This window comes from Streptococcus oralis, assembly GCF_026782285.1.
In the GTDB taxonomy this organism is placed as follows: Bacteria; Bacillota; Bacilli; order Lactobacillales; family Streptococcaceae; genus Streptococcus; species Streptococcus oralis_CG.
In genome coordinates this window covers 345,720-364,894 of the sequence record NZ_JAKUWG010000003.1, presented here as the reverse complement: position 1 = coordinate 364,894, position 19,175 = coordinate 345,720, and the positions used below count along the sequence as shown (strand labels likewise).

Annotated in this window: 19 protein-coding genes and 1 riboswitch; all 19 genes read left to right on the top strand. The window is 42.2% G+C overall.

What is annotated here, in order from left to right; all coding sequences use genetic code 11:
* Positions 1-28 precede the first annotated feature (28 nt).
* Positions 29-1,327 (top strand): DEAD/DEAH box helicase, encoded by a 1,299-nt coding sequence (locus MK403_RS04070; RefSeq protein WP_268709028.1) that lies wholly within the window; start codon positions 29-31, stop codon positions 1,325-1,327.
* Positions 1,324-1,986 (top strand): ComF family protein, encoded by a 663-nt coding sequence (locus tag MK403_RS04065; RefSeq protein WP_268709027.1) that lies wholly within the window; start codon positions 1,324-1,326, stop codon positions 1,984-1,986. Before MK403_RS04070 ends, MK403_RS04065 begins: the two co-directional genes overlap by 4 nt.
* Before the next feature lie 79 nt (positions 1,987-2,065).
* A complete protein-coding gene (gene hpf / locus MK403_RS04060) occupies positions 2,066-2,614 on the top strand; it encodes a ribosome hibernation-promoting factor, HPF/YfiA family (RefSeq protein ID WP_000599119.1) in 549 nt (182 codons plus the stop codon).
* 87 nt (positions 2,615-2,701) lie between these two features.
* Positions 2,702-3,880, top strand: a complete 1,179-nt coding sequence (locus MK403_RS04055) for an acetyl-CoA C-acetyltransferase (protein ID WP_268709055.1) — start codon at positions 2,702-2,704, stop codon at positions 3,878-3,880.
* A 151-nt stretch (positions 3,881-4,031) separates the two neighbouring features.
* Positions 4,032-6,005: a DHH family phosphoesterase gene (locus MK403_RS04050; protein ID WP_223327249.1), complete on the top strand. Its 1,974-nt coding sequence runs from the start codon at positions 4,032-4,034 to the stop codon at positions 6,003-6,005.
* On the top strand, positions 6,002-6,454 hold the full coding sequence (gene rplI, locus MK403_RS04045; RefSeq protein WP_268709026.1) for a 50S ribosomal protein L9: 453 nt from the start codon (positions 6,002-6,004) through the stop codon (positions 6,452-6,454). The genes MK403_RS04050 and rplI overlap by 4 nt, the downstream gene beginning before the upstream one ends.
* Positions 6,455-6,497: 43 nt before the next feature.
* Positions 6,498-7,850 (top strand): replicative DNA helicase, encoded by a 1,353-nt coding sequence (gene dnaB, locus MK403_RS04040; RefSeq protein ID WP_000852473.1) that lies wholly within the window; start codon positions 6,498-6,500, stop codon positions 7,848-7,850.
* A gap of 1 nt (position 7,851) precedes the next feature.
* Entirely contained in the window at positions 7,852-8,127 is a 276-nt protein-coding gene (locus tag MK403_RS04035) for a Veg family protein (RefSeq protein ID WP_223332188.1), read from the top strand.
* A gap of 90 nt (positions 8,128-8,217) precedes the next feature.
* Positions 8,218-9,327 carry an SH3 domain-containing protein gene (locus tag MK403_RS04030; protein ID WP_268709025.1) on the top strand — a complete coding sequence of 370 codons (1,110 nt, stop codon included), beginning with the start codon at positions 8,218-8,220 and terminating at the stop codon, positions 9,325-9,327.
* 84 nt (positions 9,328-9,411) lie between these two features.
* The gene (polA, locus tag MK403_RS04025) at positions 9,412-12,045 is read left to right on the top strand and encodes a DNA polymerase I (RefSeq protein ID WP_268709024.1); all 2,634 of its coding nucleotides are present in this window, start codon (positions 9,412-9,414) and stop codon (positions 12,043-12,045) included.
* 104 nt (positions 12,046-12,149) lie between these two features.
* A riboswitch (TPP riboswitch) is annotated at positions 12,150-12,252 on the top strand.
* A 72-nt stretch (positions 12,253-12,324) separates the two neighbouring features.
* Positions 12,325-12,615 carry a thiamine-binding protein gene (locus MK403_RS04020; protein WP_268709023.1) on the top strand — a complete coding sequence of 97 codons (291 nt, stop codon included), beginning with the start codon at positions 12,325-12,327 and terminating at the stop codon, positions 12,613-12,615.
* Entirely contained in the window at positions 12,578-13,336 is a 759-nt protein-coding gene (locus tag MK403_RS04015) for an ABC transporter permease (RefSeq protein WP_268709022.1), read from the top strand. Before MK403_RS04020 ends, MK403_RS04015 begins: the two co-directional genes overlap by 38 nt.
* A gap of 38 nt (positions 13,337-13,374) precedes the next feature.
* Positions 13,375-14,382 carry an ABC transporter substrate-binding protein gene (locus MK403_RS04010; RefSeq protein WP_268709021.1) on the top strand — a complete coding sequence of 336 codons (1,008 nt, stop codon included), beginning with the start codon at positions 13,375-13,377 and terminating at the stop codon, positions 14,380-14,382.
* Complete coding sequence (locus MK403_RS04005) at positions 14,382-15,110, top strand: ABC transporter ATP-binding protein (RefSeq protein ID WP_268709020.1); 729 nt, start codon at positions 14,382-14,384, stop codon at positions 15,108-15,110. The genes MK403_RS04010 and MK403_RS04005 overlap by 1 nt, the downstream gene beginning before the upstream one ends.
* Positions 15,111-15,182: 72 nt before the next feature.
* The gene (locus MK403_RS04000; RefSeq protein ID WP_004246529.1) at positions 15,183-15,428 is read left to right on the top strand and encodes a hypothetical protein; all 246 of its coding nucleotides are present in this window, start codon (positions 15,183-15,185) and stop codon (positions 15,426-15,428) included.
* Between the two features lie 176 nt (positions 15,429-15,604).
* Positions 15,605-15,853, top strand: coding sequence for a hypothetical protein (locus MK403_RS03995; protein WP_268709019.1), 249 nt, complete (start codon positions 15,605-15,607; stop codon positions 15,851-15,853).
* Positions 15,850-16,020: a hypothetical protein gene (locus MK403_RS03990; protein ID WP_268709018.1), complete on the top strand. Its 171-nt coding sequence runs from the start codon at positions 15,850-15,852 to the stop codon at positions 16,018-16,020. The genes MK403_RS03995 and MK403_RS03990 overlap by 4 nt, the downstream gene beginning before the upstream one ends.
* A gap of 221 nt (positions 16,021-16,241) precedes the next feature.
* Positions 16,242-16,700 carry a CtsR family transcriptional regulator gene (locus MK403_RS03985; protein ID WP_268709017.1) on the top strand — a complete coding sequence of 153 codons (459 nt, stop codon included), beginning with the start codon at positions 16,242-16,244 and terminating at the stop codon, positions 16,698-16,700.
* Between the two features lies 1 nt (position 16,701).
* Positions 16,702-19,134, top strand: coding sequence for an ATP-dependent Clp protease ATP-binding subunit (locus tag MK403_RS03980; protein WP_268709016.1), 2,433 nt, complete (start codon positions 16,702-16,704; stop codon positions 19,132-19,134).
* Positions 19,135-19,175 lie beyond the last annotated feature (41 nt).

The window sequence follows — 19,175 nt, the reverse complement described above, 5'->3', positions numbered from 1 at the left end:
AGCGCTAGATTTTTACGAATAAAGAAGTATGAAAGTAAATCCAAATTATCTCGGTCGCTTGTTTACTGAGAAAGAATTAACTAAAGAAGAACGTCAGATGGCCGTGAAACTGCCAACAATGAGAAAAGAGAAGGGAAAACTTTTCTGTCAACGTTGTAATAGTTCGATTTTAGAAGAATGGTATTTGCCTATTGGCGCATACTATTGTAGGGAGTGTTTGCTGATGAAGCGAGTCAGGAGTGATCAAGCCTTATACTATTTTCCGCAGGAAGATTTTCCTAAACAAGATGTTCTTAAGTGGCGTGGTAAGTTAACCCCTTTTCAGGAGAAGGTGTCAGAGGGATTGATTCGAGCAGTCGAAAAGAAAGAACCGACCTTGGTTCATGCTGTAACAGGAGCTGGAAAGACGGAGATGATTTATCAAGTTGTGGCCAAGGTAATCAATAATGGTGGTGCAGTGTGTTTGGCCAGTCCTCGAATTGATGTATGTTTGGAATTGTATAAGCGACTGCAGAATGACTTTGCTTGTGAGATAGCACTGCTTCATGGCGAATCAGAGCCCTATTTTCGAACTCCACTAGTTGTTGCAACGACTCACCAGTTGTTAAAATTTCATCATGCTTTTGATTTGCTGATAGTAGATGAAGTAGATGCCTTTCCTTATGTTGACAACCCTATACTTTACTACGCTGTAAACCAATGTGTAAAGGAGGAGGGGTTAAAGATATTCCTTACAGCGACTTCTACAGATGAGTTAGATAAGAAGGTTCGCACAGGAGAATTAAAACGATTGAGCTTGCCAAGACGATTTCATGGAAATCCATTGATTATTCCAAAGCCAGTTTGGTTATCGGATTTTAATCGTTACTTAGATAAGAGTCAGTTGTCACCCAAGTTAAAGACCGCTATTGAGAAGCAGAGAAGAACAGGTTATCCATTGTTAATCTTTGCATCAGAAATTAAAAAAGGCGAGAAACTAAAAGAAATATTGCAGGAACAGTTTCCAAATGAAAATATAGGCTTTGTTTCCTCTGTCGCAGAAAATCGATTAGAGCAGGTGCAAGCTTTTCGAGATGGAGAGTTGACGATACTTATCAGTACGACAATTTTAGAGCGTGGAGTTACCTTCCCTTGTGTGGATGTTTTCGTTATAGAAGCTAATCATCGTCTCTTTACAAAGTCTAGCTTGATTCAGATTGGAGGGCGAGTTGGGCGTAGTATGGACAGACCAACTGGTGAGTTGCTCTTCTTTCATGATGGATTAAATACTTCCATCAAAAAGGCAATCAAGGAAATCAAGCAGATGAACAAGGAGGCGGGATTATGAACTGTTTATTATGTGGCCAGACAACAAAGAGTGACTTGACATTTAGTCACCTCTTACTGTTTAAGAATGAGCACAACTATCTTTGCTCAGCTTGTGATTCTACTTTTGAGAAGATTGGTGAAGACCATTGTCCAAACTGCATGAAAAGAGGGTTGTCAACAACGTGTCAAGATTGTAAACTTTGGTGTGAAGATGGGATTCAAGTTGATCATAAAGCAATCTTCACCTATAATCAAGCTATGAAAGACTTCTTTAGTCGATATAAGTTTGATGGGGATTTTCTGCTTAGAAAGGTTTTTACTCCTGTACTTGCAGATGAGTTGAAAAAGTATAGAGACTATGAATTTGTGGTAATTCCCCTAAGTCCTGAAAGATTGCTTGAGAGAGGATTTAATCAGGTTGAAGGTTTGGTTGAGACGGCAGGGTTTTCCTTTCAAGATTTACTAGGGAAAAGAGAAGAGAAGGCTAGTTCTTCTAAGAATCGCTCAGAACGATTAGCTACGGAAATTCCCTTTTATATTAAAACGGAAGCCCCTCTTCCTAAGAAGATTTTGGTTATTGATGACATCTATACGACAGGGGCGACTATCAATCGTGTGAAGCGACTTTTTGAAGAGGCAGGTGTTTTGGAAGTCAAAACTTTTTCTCTTGTAAGATAAGGAAAAAATTTGCAAAATGAAAATGAAAGCGTTATAATATAGTTAGAAAAATAAAAATGTTTAGAAAGAAGGTACTTATATGATTAAATATAGTATCCGTGGTGAAAACCTAGAAGTAACAGAAGCAATTCGCAATTATGTAGTTTCTAAACTCGAAAAGATCGAAAAATATTTTCAACCTGAACAAGAGTTGGATGCACGTGTCAACTTGAAAGTTTACCGTGAAAAAACAGCAAAAGTTGAAGTAACAATTCCACTTGGATCAATTACCCTTCGTGCAGAAGATATTTCTCAAGATATGTATGGTTCTATCGATCTTGTAACAGATAAAATTGAACGCCAGATTCGAAAAAATAAAACAAAAATCGAACGCAAGAATAAAAATAAGGTTGCAACAAGCCAACTCTTTACAGATGCTCTAGTTGAAGATGCAAATGTTGTGCAGCCAAAAGTGGTTCGTTCAAAACAAATTGATTTAAAACCAATGGATTTGGAAGAAGCTCTTCTTCAAATGGACTTGTTGGGACATGATTTCTTTATCTATGTAGATGTAGAAGATCAAACAACAAATGTTTTGTATCGCCGCGAAGATGGTGAAGTTGGTTTGCTAGAAGTTAAGGAATCATAAGATCTTGACAACTATGTAAAAGTGGTTTACACAATTGTAAACCACTTTTGTATTGCACCATTATAAGAGGTATAAATGGAGGTAGTTATGAGAGACGTGGTGATTGTTTCGGCAGTGCGGACTCCTATAGGCTCCTTTGGAGGAAGCTTGAAGAATGTTTCAGCTGTTGATTTGGGATCTTTGGTAATTAAGAGTGTTTTGGAAAAAGCCAATATTAAACCAGAGCAAGTAGACGAAGTGATTATGGGGAATGTCCTTGGCGCTGGTTTAGGACAAAATGTGGCTCGCCAAATGAGCATTCATGCGGGACTTTCTGAGTTTACACCAGCCTTTACCATCAATAAGGTTTGTGGTTCTGGGTTGAAGGCAGTGCAGTTGGCTGCTCAAGCGATTCGATGTGGCGATGCAGATATTATCGTAGCTGGTGGCGCAGAAAACATGAGTCAGGCACCATATGTTTTGCCAAGCTTCCGTTGGGGTGGCCGTATGGGAGATTCAAAAGTGGTAGATACCATGATTAAGGACGGTTTGTCTGATGCCTTTAACGAATACCATATGGGGATTACAGCTGAGAATGTGGCAGAAGAATATGGTATTAGCCGGGATGATCAAGATGCGCTTGCTTTGGAATCTCAAAAACGAGCAGTGGCGGCTATAGAATCTGGACGTTTTAAGGAAGAGATTGTTCCGGTGGTCATTCCTCAACGTAAAGGCGATCCTATCGTCTTTGATACAGATGAATTTCCTAGAAAAGATGCTAGCTTGGAGAGTCTGTCTAAGCTACGTCCTGTTTTCAAAAAAGACGGTTCTGTTACAGCGGGAAATGCCTCAGGTATCAATGACGGAGCGGCGGCTGTCTTGGTCATGAGTGCTGAAAAAGCTGAAGAATTAGGACTTCCAGTCATTGCGCGCATTCGTTCGTATGCAAGTGCAGGTTTGGATCCTAAGATGATGGGATGTGGACCGATTTATGCGACTCGTAAAGCTCTTGAAAAAGGTAATTTGACAGTTGATGCTCTTGACTTGATTGAGTCAAATGAAGCCTTTGCTGCTCAGGCTTGTGCGGTTGGGAAAACACTTGGATTTAACACAGATATTGTCAATGTCAATGGTGGTGCGATTGCTCTTGGTCACCCGATTGGAGCTTCAGGCTGTCGTATCTTAGTGACTCTGGTACATGAGATGATGAAGCGTGATGCTAAAACTGGGTTAGCAACTCTCTGTATCGGAGGGGGAATGGGAACAGCTCTTATCGTGGAACGTTAGATGATAGTAATCTTAGTGCAGGAGGATAATGAGCTTATTCTCTTTTTGCATTAAAACCATAAAAAAATCAATAAGGAAAAGGAGGCTTACCACTTTTTAAAGGTCGCTTTTTAAGGGCTTTTGTGATATAATAATGCGCAAGAGGTTTAGAATGAAAAAAAATAATTTAAATCCGATTTCTGCGGTTCTACTAGGGATTGCAACTTTCGGAACCTTAACAATGCTGATTATTTTTTCACAAAATAATGTTGTAACAATCAGTGCCTTGTTTTTATTTGTACTTCTTTATCTGCTTTTATTCATCTGGCAAAAAAAACAGTATGAAAAGAGCGAAATTGAACAAATCCAATACGTAAACCATCAAGCGGAAGATAGCTTGAACACGTTGCTCGATCAAATGCCAGTTGGTGTTCTGAAATTAGACTTATCTAGTGGCGAAGTCGAATGGTTTAATCCTTATGCTGAGTTGATTTTGACGACTGAAGAAGGCGAAATTGATGTTGACTTGATTCAAACTATCATCAAGGCTTCTGTGGGGAACCCTGGTTCTTATGCTAACTTGGGGGAAACACGCTATGCCGTTCATATGGACAAGGTTTCGGGTGTTTTGTATTTCTTTGATGTTTCTGGGGAGTACGAAGCAACTGTCGAATTGGTAACCAGTCGACCAGTGATTGGGGTTATCTCGGTAGACAACTACGATGATCTAGAAGATGCAACCTCCGACTCCGATATTAGTCATATCAATAGTTTTGTGGCAAATTTTGTTTCAGAATTTGCTAGTAAGTATGCTATGTTTTCTCGGCGTGTGGGTATGGACCGCTTTTATTTATTTACTGATTACACAGTTCTAGAGGGCTTGATGAATGATAAATTCTCTGTGATTGATGCCTTTCGTGAGGAGGCAAAACAGAGACAGCTGCCATTGACCTTGAGCATGGGCTTTTCTTATGGTGATGGAAATCATGATGAGATAGGGAAAGTTGCTTTAAGAAACTTGAACTTAGCTGAGGTTCGTGGTGGGGACCAGGTGGTTGTCAAGGAAAATGATGAAACCAAGAATCCAGTCTACTTTGGTGGTGGTTCCGCAGCCTCTGTTAAGAGAACAAGAACACGTACGAGAGCGATGATGACAGCTATTTCAGATAAGATTCGCAGTGTGGATCAGGTATTTGTAGTTGGTCATAAGAATCTGGATATGGATGCCTTGGGGTCTGCGGTTGGCATGCAGTTGTTTGCGAGCAATATCACTGAAAATAGCTATGCGGTCTACGATGCAGATCAAATGTCACCAGATATCGAGCGTGCCGTCAAATTCTTGGAAAAAGAGGGTGTCACTAAGCTCTTGCCTCTGGCTGATGCGATGAGATTGGTCACCAAGCGCTCTTTGTTGATTTTAGTGGATCATTCCAAGACGGCTTTGACCTTGTCGAAAGATTTTTACGAACTGTTCACTCAAACCATTGTCATTGACCACCATCGACGTGATCAGGATTTTCCAGAGAATGCAGTAATCACCTATATCGAAAGTGGAGCAAGTAGTGCGAGTGAGTTGGTCACAGAATTGATTCAGTTCCAAAATTCTAAGAAAAATCGTTTGAGTCGTATGCAGGCCAGTGTTTTGATGGCTGGTATGATGCTGGATACCAAGAATTTCACATCTCGCGTGACGAGTCGAACCTTTGATGTGGCTAGCTACCTCAGAACACGTGGAAGTGACAGTATTGCTATCCAGGAGATTGCTGCGACAGATTTTGAGGAATACCGAGAGGTAAATGAACTCATTTTACAAGGTCGTAAGTTGGGTTCAGATGTCTTAATTGCTCAAGCTAAGGACTCAACCACTTATGACACCGTTGTTATCAGTAAGGCTGCCGATGCTATGCTGGCTATGTCCGGTATTGAGGCTAGTTTCGTTCTGGCAAAAAATACACAAGGATTTATCTCAATCTCGGCTCGAAGCCGCAGTAAAATCAATGTCCAACGCATTATGGAAGAGTTGGGTGGTGGTGGTCACTTTAATCTAGCTGCTGCGCAAATCGAGAATATGAGTCTGTCAGAAGTAGGAGAAAAATTGACTCAACTTGTCTTAGATGAACTAAAGGAAAAGGAGAAAGAAGAATGAAAGTAATCTTTTTAGCAGATGTCAAAGGAAAAGGGAAAAAAGGCGAAATCAAGGAAGTACCAACTGGCTACGCCCAAAACTTCCTGATTAAAAAGAATTTGGCTAAGGAAGCGACTGCTCAGGCAATCGGTGAATTGCGTGGAAAACAAAAATCAGAGGAAAAGGCTCATGCAGAGATGTTAGCAGAGGCAAGAGCAATCAAAGCCAAGCTTGAAGCAGAAGAAACTGTTGTAGAGTTTGTTGAAAAGGTTGGACCAGATGGCCGTACCTTTGGCTCAATCACCAATAAGAAGATTGCAGAAGAATTGCAAAAGCAGTTTGGTATCAATATTGACAAGCGTCATATTCAAGTAAAAGCACCAATTCGAGCAGTAGGTTTGATTGATGTACCAGTGAAAATCTACCAAGATGTTACAAGTCTCATCAATCTTCGTGTAAAAGAAGGGTAAGTTTACAACTTCTTTACAAGATTGTAAAAGGAAGGAAAATCGGATGGCAGAAGTAGAGGAACTGCGAGTTCAACCTCAGGATATTTTGGCCGAACAATCTGTTTTGGGGGCTATTTTTATAGATGAGAGCAAGCTCGTTTTTGTCCGAGAATACATTGATTCTCGAGACTTCTTTAAGTATGCTCATCGGTTGATTTTCCAAGCGATGGTAGACTTGTCGGATCGTGGAGAGGCGATTGATGCGACGACAGTTCGAACGATTTTGGATAGCCAAGGGGATCTCCAAAATATTGGTGGCTTGTCCTATCTTGTTGAAATTGTCAACTCTGTACCAACTTCAGCTAATGCGGAGTATTATGCTAAAATCGTAGCCGAAAAGGCTATGCTACGTCGCTTGATTTCCAAGTTGACAGACTCTGTCAACCAAGCCTATGAGGCTTCTAAGCCTGTAGATGAAATCATTGCTCAAGCTGAAAAGGGACTCATTGATGTTAGCGAAAATGCCAATCGTAGTGGTTTCAAGAACATCCGTGATATTCTAAATATCAACTTTGGGAACCTAGAAGTTCGGTCACAACAAACAACGGATATCACGGGTATTGCAACGGGCTACCGTGATTTGGATCATATGACGACAGGTCTCCATGAGGAGGAACTGATTATTATCGCAGCTCGTCCTGCGGTCGGTAAGACAGCCTTTGCTTTGAACATTGCTCAGAACATTGGGACTAAGTTGGACAAGACGGTTGCTATCTTTTCGCTGGAAATGGGTGCGGAAAGTCTAGTAGACCGTATGTTGGCGGCCGAAGGATTAGTGGAGTCCCATTCTATACGTACAGGTCAATTGACTGATGAGGAGTGGCAAAAGTATACCATTGCTCAAGGGAACCTAGCCAACGCGAGTATCTATATCGATGATACGCCAGGGATTCGAATCACGGAAATTCGTTCGCGCTCACGCAAACTAGCTCAAGAAACGGGCAATCTAGGATTGATTTTGATAGACTACCTACAGCTTATCACAGGGACTGGTCGTGAGAACCGCCAACAAGAAGTTTCTGAAATTTCTCGTCAGTTGAAAATTCTAGCTAAAGAGCTAAAGGTTCCAGTCATTGCTCTTAGTCAGTTATCTCGTGGAGTGGAACAGCGTCAGGATAAGAGACCAGTCTTGTCTGATATTCGTGAATCGGGTTCTATTGAGCAGGATGCGGATATCGTAGCCTTTCTATACCGTGACGACTACTACGATCGTGCGGGTGAAGAAGAGGAAGGAATTCCAAATAACAAGGTAGAGGTTATCATCGAGAAAAACCGTAGTGGAGCTCGTGGAACGGTGGAATTGATTTTCCAAAAAGAATACAATAAATTTTCAAGTATCTCAAAGAGGGAGGCATAAGATGTCAGATGCATTTACAGATGTAGCCAAGATGAAAAAAATCAAAGAAGAGATCAAGGCGCATGAGGGACAAGTCGTTGAAATGACTTTGGAAAACGGCCGTAAGCGCCAAAAAAATAGATTGGGTAAGCTAATTGAGGTTTATCCATCTCTATTTATCGTTGAATTTGGGGATGTTGAAGGAGACAAACAAGCCAATGTCTATGTTGAATCCTTCACCTACTCAGATATCTTGACAGAGAAGAACTTGATTCGCTATCTAGACAAAGAATCTTAAAATGAAGTGGGCTTTGCTCACTTTTTTCTTTTTCTCCCGAATAGTATAAAGGAGGGTAACCTCGGAAATTTATATTATTAAGGAGAATGAATGACGTTTTTAAAATCAGGAGTTAAGAAAAGTAGATGTACTCAGTTGAGTGTAGGGCTGGCTACTTTGTTCATTACGAGTACCTTTTTGTTTGGTGGGGAATCGGTTCAGGCCGACAGTGTAGCGCGTGGAGATGACTATCCGCTTCATTACAAAAATGGTAGTGTAGAAATCGATCAGTGGCGGATGTATTCTCGCCAGTGTACCTCTTTTGCAGCCTTTCGTTTGAGTAGTGTAAATGGCTTTGAAATTCCGCCTGCTTATGGTAATGCGAATGAATGGGGACATCGTGCAAGGCGAGAAGGCTACCGTGTTGATAGCAAACCTGAAATTGGTTCAATTGCTTGGTCGACAGAAGGTTATTATGGGCATGTGGCCTGGGTATCAAATGTATCAGGGGATACGATTGAGATCGAAGAGTATAACTATGGAGTTAGGGAGAAATACAATCGTCGCAGCGTAAAAGCTAGCTCTATGACAGGCTTTATCCATTTTAAGGACTTGGTAGGGAATGGTGGTAGAACTGGAAATCCTATCAGGTCAGGGTTGGCGTCTAGTGGGACTCATACGTTTACTCAAAAGTCCGCTATTAGAAACCAGCCGTCAAGTACAGCGCAAGTTATTGACTACTACTATCCTGGTGAAAATGTTAGCTACGATCAAATCGTAGAAAAGGACGGTTATAAGTGGCTTAGTTACCTGTCCTATAGTGGAATGAGGAGATACGTCCAGTATATGGAGACAGAATCGGTGGAGAATGGTTGGAAGAAGCAAAACGGTATTTGGAATTACCGTGAGAACGGGAAACTCGCAACTGGTTGGAAGAAAATAAATGGCAGTTGGTATCACTTTAAAGACAATGGAACCATGTCAACAGGTTGGGTGAAGGATAGTTCGCATTGGTACTATCTAAAGGCATCAGGGGAGATGCAGACAGGCTGGCTCAAGGAAAATGGAACATGGTATTATCTGGAGAGTTCAGGGGCTATGAAGTCTAGCCAGTGGTTCCAAGTAGGAGGAAAGTATTACTACGTCAATGCTTCAGGGGCTTTAGCAGTGAATACCACTGTGGATGGCTATCGAGTGGACAGTAACGGAGCTAGAATCTAGAAAGAATATAAAAAAGTGAACTTCGCTACCATTTGCCTATTCTTTCCGATGGTATTTTTCCCCTCTTTCCTTTATAATGGGTGTATGGACAAGAAAAAACTATTATTAATTGATGGATCTTCTGTTGCCTTTCGAGCTTTTTTTGCGCTCTATCAGCAGTTGGATCGTTTTAAAAATGCTAATGGCCTTCATACCAATGCAATCTATGGCTTTCAACTCATGTTGAATCATGTATTAGAGCGGATTGAGCCCAGTCATGTTTTGGTAGCTTTTGATGCAGGTAAGACGACTTTTCGAACAGAGATGTATGCAGACTACAAGGGTGGTCGTGCTAAAACTCCAGATGAGTTTCGTGAGCAATTTCCCTTCATTCGTGAGTTGCTAGATCATCTTGGGATTCGCCACTATGAGTTGGCCCAGTATGAAGCAGATGATATCATCGGGACCCTAGGTCGCTTGGCTGAAAAGGAAGCTTTTGATGTGACCATTGTCAGCGGAGACAAGGACTTGATTCAGTTGACAGATGAGCATACAGTGGTTGAGATTTCCAAGAAAGGTGTGGCTGAGTTTGAGGCCTTTACACCAGATTACCTTATGGAAAAGATGGGTCTCACACCAGCTCAGTTTATCGATCTTAAGGCCCTCATGGGGGATAAGTCTGATAATATCCCTGGCGTCACGAAAATCGGTGAAAAGACGGGTATCAAGCTCTTGCTGAAGCATGGTTCGCTAGAGGGTATTTATGAAAATATCGATGGGATGAAGGCTTCTAAGATGAAGGAAAATCTCATCAATGACAAGGAACAAGCCTTTTTGTCTAAAACACTGGCAACTATCGATACCAAGGCACCGATTGAGATTGGCCTTGATGATTTGGTCTATAATGGCCCAGATGTGGAAAATCTCGGGAAATTCTACGATCAGATGGGCTTCAAACAGCTCAAGCAAACTCTAAATGTGTCATCAACGGATGCGCCTGAAAGTTTGGATTTCACTATCGTTGACCACGTCAGTCAAGACATGCTGAGTTCCGACTCTATCTTCCACTTTGAACTCTTTGGTGAGAACTACCATACAGATGACTTGGTTGGTTTTGCTTGGTCTTGTGGGGATAAACTTTACGCTACAGACAAACTTGATCTCTTGCAGGAGCCGATTCTCAAGGAATTTTTAGAAAAAACACCTCTGAAAGTGTATGACTTTAAGAAAGCGAAGGTTCTTTTAAATCGCTTGGGCTTGAACCTGCAGGCCCCTGCTTTTGACAGTCGTTTGGCAAAATACCTCCTCTCTACTGTTGAGAATAATGAAATCTCAACAATTGCTAGTCTCTACGGTCAAACATACTTGGTCGATGATGAGACTTTCTATGGTAAGGGGGTCAAGAAAGCTATCCCTGAGAGAGAGAAATTCTTGGAGTACTTGGCTCGCAAGGTTGCAGTATTGGTTGAGACAGAGCCTGTTTTGCTTGAAAAACTCAGTGAACATGGACAGTTAGATCTTCTCTATGACATGGAGCAACCTCTGGCTTTTGTCCTTGCCAAAATGGAAATCGCTGGGATCAAGGTCAAAAAAGAAACCCTTCTTGAGATGCAGGCTGAAAATGAGGTCGTCATTGAGCAACTCACTCAAGAAATCTACGAGTTAGCTGGTGAGGAGTTTAATATCAATTCCCCTAAGCAGTTGGGCGTGCTGCTCTTTGAAAAGCTCGGTCTTCCTCTAGCATACACCAAGAAAACTAAGACAGGTTACTCAACAGCCGTGGATGTGCTAGAGCGATTGGCTCCTATTGCGCCGATTGTTAAGAAAATCCTCGATTACCGTCAGATTGCGAAGATTCAATCTACCTATGTGATTGGTTTGCAGGATTGGATTTTGGATGATGGCAAGATTCACACGCGCTACGTGCAAGATTTGACCCAGACCGGACGTTTGTCTAGTGTAGATCCAAACTTACAAAATATCCCTGTTCGTTTGGAGCAAGGCCGTCTCATTCGTAAGGCCTTTGTACCTGAGTGGGAGGATAGTGTTCTTCTTAGCTCGGATTATTCACAGATTGAATTGCGCGTTTTGGCCCATATCTCTAAAGACGAGCACTTAATCAGGGCTTTCCAAGAAGGAGCTGATATCCATACCTCAACAGCCATGCGGGTCTTTGGAATTGAACGCCCTGAGGATGTGACTCCAAACGACCGTCGTAATGCCAAGGCGGTAAACTTTGGAGTGGTTTACGGGATTTCAGACTTTGGCTTGTCTAATAATCTGGGCATCAGCCGTAAGGAAGCTAAAGCCTACATCGATACCTATTTTGAACGTTTCCCAGGTATTAAAAACTACATGGATGAGGTGGTGCGTGAGGCGCGTGATAAGGGCTATGTAGAGACTCTCTTCAAGCGTCGTCGTGAGTTGCCAGATATCAATTCGCGCAACTTTAACATTCGTGGTTTTGCAGAGCGAACTGCCATCAACTCTCCTATCCAAGGCTCAGCAGCAGATATTCTCAAGATTGCTATGATCCAGCTAGACAAGGCTTTGGTAGCGGGTGGTTATCAGACCAAGATGCTGTTGCAAGTGCACGATGAAATTGTCCTTGAGGTTCCGAAGGCAGAACTAGCAGCGGTCAAAGCGCTGGTGAAACAAACCATGGAAGAAGCCATCCAGCTCAGTGTTCCCCTCATCGCTGATGAGAATGAAGGAGCAACTTGGTACGAGGCTAAATAAGAAAGATATGATAGAGTTTGAAGTACTTGCCTTCAAACTCTTTTTCATGAGTTTGTGCAAGCAGTTTCCCTTGACTTCTTTCTTTTTTTAGGCTATCATATACCCATATAATATACGGGAGTCTGTGTACAGTCTGAGAGGAAGTGTTAAACTTCGACCGCACCTGATCTGGGTAATGCCAGCGTAGGGAAGGATACTTAGCCGAATTCTGCACCTTTTCCGTATATATGGGAAAGGTTTTCTTTTTGTTAAAAGGAAGCCTGAGAAAAGGAGGTTTTTATGAAAGCAAGCATTGCCTTGCAAGTCTTGCCCCTATCACAGGGGATTGACCGGATTGCTATTATCGATCAGGTGATTGCTTATCTGCAAGCTCAGTCCGTGACCATGGTGGTGACACCCTTTGAAACGGTCTTGGAAGGGGAGTTTGATGAGCTTATGCGCATTCTCAAAGAAGCGCTAGAAGTGGCAGGGCAGGAAGCGAATAATGTCTTTGCCAATGTCAAAATAAATATAGGAGAGATTTTAAGCATCGATGAGAAACTTGAAAAGTATGATGAGACGGCAGATTAGTCTTTTAGGCTTTCTAGGAATCTTGTCGGTCTGGCAGTTAGCAGGAATATTCAAACTTTTACCCAAGTTTATCCTGCCAACTCCCTTTGAAATTCTCCAGGCCTTTGTTCGTGACAGAGAATTTCTCTGGCACCATAGCTGGGCGACCTTGAGAGTGGCTTTACTCGGACTAGTCTTAGGAGTCTTGATTGCCTGTCTCATGGCGGTGCTTATGGACAGTCTGGCTTGGCTCAATGACTTGATTTACCCTATGATGGTGGTTGTTCAGACCATTCCTACCATTGCCATAGCCCCTATTCTGGTCTTGTGGCTAGGTTATGGGATTTTGCCCAAGATTGTCTTGATTATCTTGACAACAACTTTCCCTATCATCGTCAGTATTTTAGATGGATTTAGGCATTGTGACAAGGATATGCTGACCTTGTTTAGTCTGATGCGGGCCAAGCCTTGGCAAATCCTGTGGCATTTTAAAATCCCTGTCAGCCTGCCCTACTTTTATGCAGGTCTGAGGGTCAGTGTCTCCTACGCCTTTATCACAACAGTGGTATCTGAGTGGTTGGGAGGCTTTGAAGGACTAGGTGTTTACATGATTCAGTCCAAGAAACTGTTTCAGTATGATACTATGTTTGCCATTATTATTCTGGTGTCGATTATCAGCCTTCTGGGTATGAAGTTGGTCGATGTCAGCGAAAAATATGTGATTAAATGGAAACGTTCATAGGACAAGAACGTTTGAGAAAAAGAAAAGAGGAAATCAAAATGAAAAAAATATGGAAAGTGTTTTTAACGCTTGTGACAGCTCTTGTAGCTGTCGTGCTGGTGGCTTGTGGTCAAAGGACTGCTTCTAAGGACAACAAAGAAGCAGAACTCAAGAAGATTGACTTTATCCTAGACTGGACGCCAAATACCAACCACACAGGGCTTTATGTTGCCAAGGAAAAAGGTTATTTCAAAGAAGCTGGAGTGGATGTTGACTTGAAATTGCCACCAGAAGAAAGTTCTTCTGACTTGGTGATCAATGGCAAGGCACCATTTGCAGTGTATTTCCAAGACTACATGGCTAAGAAATTGGAAAAAGGAGCAGGAATCACTGCCGTTGCTGCTATCGTTGAGCACAATACATCAGGAATCATTTCTCGTAAATCTGACAATGTCACCAGTCCAAAAGACTTGGCTGGTAAGAAATACGGTACTTGGAATGACCCAACTGAGCTTGCTATGTTGAAAACCTTGGTAGAATCACAAGGTGGAGACTTTGAGAAGGTCGAAAAAGTACCAAACAACGACTCGAACTCAATCACACCGATTGCCAATAGCGTCTTTGACACTGCTTGGATCTACTACGGTTGGGATGGTATCCTTGCTAAATCTCAAGGAGTGGATGCTAACTTCATGTATTTGAAAGACTATGTCAAGGAGTTTGACTACTACTCACCAGTTATCATCGCTAACAACGACTATCTCAAAGACAACAAAGAAGAAGCTCGTAAAGTTATCCAAGCTATCAAAAAAGGTTACCAATATGCCATGGAACACCCAGAAGAAGCTGCAGATATCCTCATTAAGAACGCACCTGAACTCAAGGAAAAACGTGACTTTGTCATCGAATCTCAAAAATACTTGTCAAAAGAATATGCAAGTGACAAGGAAAAATGGGGACAATTTGACGCTGACCGCTGGAATGCCTTCTACAAATGGGATAAAGAAAATGGCATCCTCAAAGAAGACTTGACTGACAAGGGCTTCACTAACGAATTTGTAAAATAATGACAGAAATTAGACTAGAACACGTAAGCTATGCCTATGGCGATGAAAAGATTTTAGAGGACATCAACCTGCAGGTGACTTCGGGTGAAGTAGTTTCTATCCTGGGACCTAGTGGTGTTGGAAAGACCACCCTCTTTAACCTAATCGCTGGGATTTTAGAAGTCCAGTCTGGGCGAATTGTCCTTGATGGCGAGGAAAATCCTAAGGGGCGCGTGAGTTATATGCTGCAAAAGGATCTCCTCTTGGAGCACAAAACGGTGCTTGGCAATATCATCCTGCCCCTCTTGATTCAAAAGGTGGATAAGGCGGAAGCTATTGCCCGAGCGGACGAAATCCTTGCGACCTTCCAGCTGACAGCTATACGGGATAAGTATCCTCATGAACTCAGTGGTGGAATGCGCCAGCGTGTGGCCTTGCTTCGCACCTACCTTTTCGGGCACAAGCTCTTTCTCTTGGATGAGGCCTTTAGCGCCTTGGATGAGATGACCAAGATGGAACTCCACGCTTGGTACCTTGAGATTCACAAACAGCTACAGCTGACGACCCTCATCATCACGCATAGTATCGAAGAGGCCCTCAATCTCAGCGACCGCATCTATATCTTGAAAAATCGTCCTGGGCAGATTGTTTCAGAAATTAAACTAGATTGGTCTGAAGGTGAGGACAAGGAAGTCCAAAAAATTGCCTACAAACGACAAATATTAGCAGAATTGGGCTTAGATAAGTAGAAAAATAGGGAGTTGGTGAAGATTATCCTTTACCAGCGCCCTTTTTGTAAAGCAATAGAAATAGTGTACGACATGTTAAGCAGACTGAAGAAATTACGGAGAGAAAATGGAACATCAGTTGTCTCCTTTGCATTTATTGCAATTGCTATAGTATCAGGATTTATAATTTACTTTAGTCCTGATATTGCAAAGTTATTAGGATTAGATGAAAAAAGATTTGAAAACGTAGTGGGAACAGTTTTAACTCCGACATTATTATTTATAGGTTATTTAATTTTTGAAAAATCTGTAGATAAATATCGAAAAGAAATTAAATAGGAACAGAAAATACTAAAAGAAAAACAGAATGAGTTGGGAGACAATTTTAAAAGTTAAGAGAAAATTAGAATTGTTGGTGGAATAGGTTTCCTTTACTAGGGAAATGGAGATATAGAAAAAAGCACGTTTGACCGTGCTAGCGGAAGTAGAAAGACTAAAAATGAAAGGCGATTATTATGAGTAAAAAAAGTAGAACAGAAAAAGCCAAAGTAGCAGAAAATGCAGATTTGGGAGCGTATTTTTTAATTTTAGCAGTTGTAGCCGTTGGGGCACTTGCTTATTTTTCAGAAGATTTTGGGACAAGGTGGGCAAAAGTTATAGAAATAGTCGGAGCGCCGTTTTCTTTAGGTTTAGGTTTTTTCGCTTTTGATAAAGGTTTTGAAATGTTAGGCAAGTATAACGAAAAAAACAAAGGCGACGAATGAAAAGTCAAGAAACTAAAACAGAATTTATTAAACTAAGAGCGTCTGGGAAATCATTTGACTATATAGCTAAAGAACTAAGTATCAGTAAGTTAACTTGTAGCAGTTGGGAAAAAGAACTAAAAGACGCTATAGCAGAATTAAAACAGGAACAGCTTAACGAATTATAGTTCCTTGTCTGCTGAACTCGTCAATATTACGCCCTTTTTAGGGCTCTTTTTTGTGGACTTTTTTAGGAACTTTCAAGAAAAACTAAGGCGAATTAATGCCAAAGTGTTTTTTAAAAAAGTCAGTATTTCCAATGGTTGAGCCTTAAAAATTTGACTTATAGAGTGTTAAATGATAGTATAGTCAAAGATAGTCAAGGTTCAAAGAAGGAGTTTGATTTACTATGAGATTTAAAAATACATCAGATCATATCGAAGCCTATATCAAGGCGATTTTAGACCAGTCTGGTATCGTGGAATTGCAGCGGAGCCAGTTGGCAGATACCTTCCAGGTTGTACCGAGTCAGATCAACTATGTCATCAAGACACGCTTTACGGAAAGTAGAGGTTACTTAGTTGAGAGTAAACGAGGTGGTGGAGGCTACATTCGCATAGGGCGGATTGAATTTTCCAATCATCATGAGATGCTCCGCGATTTGCTTTACTCGATTGGTGAGCGAGTTAGTCAGGAGATCTATGAGGATATTCTCCAGCTTTTGGTGGAGCAGGGCTTGATGACCAAGCAGGAGATGACCTTGCTGACTTCAGTAGCAACGGATCGTGTTCTGGGGGAAGAATCCTCAGCTGTCCGTGCCAATATGCTCCGACAGTTATTACAAGAGGTAGATAGAAAAGAGAAGTAAGATGAACTATTCAAAAGCATTGAATGAATGTATCGAAAGTGCCTACATGGTTGCGAGCCATTTTGGAGCTCGCTACCTAGAGTCTTGGCATTTATTGATTGCCATGTCCAATCACAGTTACAGTGTGGCAGGTGCGACTCTAAATGATTATCCTTATGAAATGGATCGTTTAGAAGAGGTTGCGTTGGAACTGACTGAAACGGACTATAGCCAAGACGAAACCTTTACGGAATTGCCTTTTTCCCATCGTTTGGAGATCCTCTTTGCAGAAGCAGAGTATGTGGCCTCAGTGGTCCACGCAAAGGTGCTAGGGACAGAGCATGTTCTCTATGCAATCTTGCATGATGGCAATGCCTTGGCAACTCGCATCTTGGAGAGAGCAGGCTTTTCTTATGAAGACCAGAAAGATCAGGTCAGAATTGCCGCTCTTCGTCGCAATCTAGAAGAGCGTGCTGGCTGGACTAGAGAAGATCTTAAGGCTTTGCGTCAACGCCATCGCACGGTTTCTGATAAGCAAAATTCTATGGCCAATATGATGGGCATGCCTCAAGCTCAAAGTGGTGGTCTCGAGGACTACACGCATGACCTGACGGAGCAAGCGCGTTCTGGAAAGTTAGAGCCAGTTATCGGTCGAGACAAGGAAATCTCACGTATGATTCAAATCTTGAGCCGTAAAACCAAGAATAATCCTGTCTTGGTTGGAGATGCGGGTGTCGGGAAAACAGCTTTAGCACTTGGACTTGCTCAGCGTATTGCTAGTGGGAATGTACCTGCGGAAATGGCCAAGATGCGTGTGTTAGAGCTTGATTTGATGAATGTTGTTGCGGGGACACGCTTCCGTGGTGACTTTGAAGAGCGCATGAACAATATCATCAAGGACATCGAGGAAGATGGCAAAGTGATTCTCTTTATCGATGAACTTCACACCATCATGGGTTCTGGTAGCGGTATTGACTCGACTCTGGATGCGGCCAATATCTTGAAACCAGCCTTGGCTCGTGGAACTTTGAGAACGGTTGGTGCAACCACTCAGGAAGAATACCAAAAACACATCGAAAAAGACGCGGCTCTTTCTCGTCGTTTTGCCAAAGTGACGATTGAAGAGCCAAGTTTAGCTGACAGTATGACTATTTTGCAAGGTTTGAAGGCTACCTATGAGAAACACCACCGTGTGCAAATCACAGATGAAGCCGTTGAAACAGCTGTCAAGATGGCACATCGTTACTTGACCAGTCGTCACTTGCCAGACTCTGCCATCGACCTATTGGATGAAGCGGCAGCAACAGTGCAAAACAAATCCAAGCATGTGAAAGCAGACGAATCCGGCTTGAGTCCAGCTGACAAGGCCTTGATGGATGGCAAGTGGAAACAAGCGGCCCAGCTAATCGCAAAAGAACAAGAAGTGCCTGTCTATAAAGACTTAGTGACAGAATCTAATATCTTGACTACCTTGAGTCGCTTGTCAGGTATCCCAGTCCAAAAACTGACACAAACAGATGCTAAGAAATACCTGAACCTGGAAGCGGAGTTGCACAAACGTGTCATCGGCCAAGATCAAGCTGTTTCAAGTATTAGCCGTGCGATTCGCCGCAACCAGTCAGGAATTCGTAGTCATAAGCGTCCGATTGGTTCCTTTATGTTCCTAGGACCAACGGGTGTCGGTAAGACCGAACTGGCTAAGGCTCTGGCAGAAGTCCTCTTTGATGACGAATCAGCCCTTATCCGCTTTGATATGAGTGAGTATATGGAGAAATTTGCTGCCAGCCGTCTCAATGGAGCCCCTCCTGGCTATGTAGGCTACGAAGAAGGTGGGGAGTTGACCGAGAAGGTTCGCAACAAACCATACTCCGTTCTCCTCTTTGATGAGGTAGAGAAGGCCCACCCAGATATTTTTAATGTTCTCTTGCAGGTTCTGGATGACGGTGTTTTGACAGATAGCAAGGGACGCAAGGTGGACTTTTCAAATACCATTATCATCATGACGTCAAACCTTGGTGCGACAGCTCTTCGTGATGATAAGACTGTCGGTTTTGGAGCCAAGGACATTCGTTTTGACCAGGAAAATATGGAAAAACGCATCTTTGAAGAGTTGAAAAAAACTTATCGACCAGAGTTTATTAACCGTATTGATGAAAAGGTGGTCTTCCACAGCTTAGATAGCAAACACATGCAAGAAATTGTCAAGATCATGGTGAAACCATTGATTGCTAGCCTTGCAGAGAAGGGTATCGACTTGAAACTGCAAGCTTCAGCGTTGAAGTTACTAGCAAGCCAAGGTTATGATCCAGAAATGGGAGCTCGTCCACTTCGCAGAACCCTGCAAACAGAAGTGGAGGACAAGTTGGCAGAACTTCTCCTCAAGGGAGAATTAGTGGCAGGCAGCACACTTAAGATTGGTGTCAAAGCAGGTCAATTAAAATTTGATATTACTTAAAAATGGAGAGTCAGGAGCAGTCCTGATTCTTTTTTTCTACT

What these genes read in the sequence shown, in the direction of transcription:
- MK403_RS04070 (WP_268709028.1), top strand. Translation starts at nt 29, where the DNA reads ATGAAAGTAAATCCAAATTATCTCGGTCGCTTGTTTACTGAGAAAGAA.
- MK403_RS04065 (WP_268709027.1), top strand. Translation starts at nt 1,324, where the DNA reads ATGAACTGTTTATTATGTGGCCAGACAACAAAGAGTGACTTGACATTT.
- hpf (WP_000599119.1), top strand. Translation starts at nt 2,066, where the DNA reads ATGATTAAATATAGTATCCGTGGTGAAAACCTAGAAGTAACAGAAGCA.
- MK403_RS04055 (WP_268709055.1), top strand. Translation starts at nt 2,702, where the DNA reads ATGAGAGACGTGGTGATTGTTTCGGCAGTGCGGACTCCTATAGGCTCC.
- MK403_RS04050 (WP_223327249.1), top strand. Translation starts at nt 4,032, where the DNA reads ATGAAAAAAAATAATTTAAATCCGATTTCTGCGGTTCTACTAGGGATT.
- rplI (WP_268709026.1), top strand. Translation starts at nt 6,002, where the DNA reads ATGAAAGTAATCTTTTTAGCAGATGTCAAAGGAAAAGGGAAAAAAGGC.
- dnaB (WP_000852473.1), top strand. Translation starts at nt 6,498, where the DNA reads ATGGCAGAAGTAGAGGAACTGCGAGTTCAACCTCAGGATATTTTGGCC.
- MK403_RS04035 (WP_223332188.1), top strand. Translation starts at nt 7,852, where the DNA reads ATGTCAGATGCATTTACAGATGTAGCCAAGATGAAAAAAATCAAAGAA.
- MK403_RS04030 (WP_268709025.1), top strand. Translation starts at nt 8,218, where the DNA reads ATGACGTTTTTAAAATCAGGAGTTAAGAAAAGTAGATGTACTCAGTTG.
- polA (WP_268709024.1), top strand. Translation starts at nt 9,412, where the DNA reads ATGGACAAGAAAAAACTATTATTAATTGATGGATCTTCTGTTGCCTTT.
- MK403_RS04020 (WP_268709023.1), top strand. Translation starts at nt 12,325, where the DNA reads ATGAAAGCAAGCATTGCCTTGCAAGTCTTGCCCCTATCACAGGGGATT.
- MK403_RS04015 (WP_268709022.1), top strand. Translation starts at nt 12,578, where the DNA reads ATGAGAAACTTGAAAAGTATGATGAGACGGCAGATTAGTCTTTTAGGC.
- MK403_RS04010 (WP_268709021.1), top strand. Translation starts at nt 13,375, where the DNA reads ATGAAAAAAATATGGAAAGTGTTTTTAACGCTTGTGACAGCTCTTGTA.
- MK403_RS04005 (WP_268709020.1), top strand. Translation starts at nt 14,382, where the DNA reads ATGACAGAAATTAGACTAGAACACGTAAGCTATGCCTATGGCGATGAA.
- MK403_RS04000 (WP_004246529.1), top strand. Translation starts at nt 15,183, where the DNA reads ATGTTAAGCAGACTGAAGAAATTACGGAGAGAAAATGGAACATCAGTT.
- MK403_RS03995 (WP_268709019.1), top strand. Translation starts at nt 15,605, where the DNA reads ATGAGTAAAAAAAGTAGAACAGAAAAAGCCAAAGTAGCAGAAAATGCA.
- MK403_RS03990 (WP_268709018.1), top strand. Translation starts at nt 15,850, where the DNA reads ATGAAAAGTCAAGAAACTAAAACAGAATTTATTAAACTAAGAGCGTCT.
- MK403_RS03985 (WP_268709017.1), top strand. Translation starts at nt 16,242, where the DNA reads ATGAGATTTAAAAATACATCAGATCATATCGAAGCCTATATCAAGGCG.
- MK403_RS03980 (WP_268709016.1), top strand. Translation starts at nt 16,702, where the DNA reads ATGAACTATTCAAAAGCATTGAATGAATGTATCGAAAGTGCCTACATG.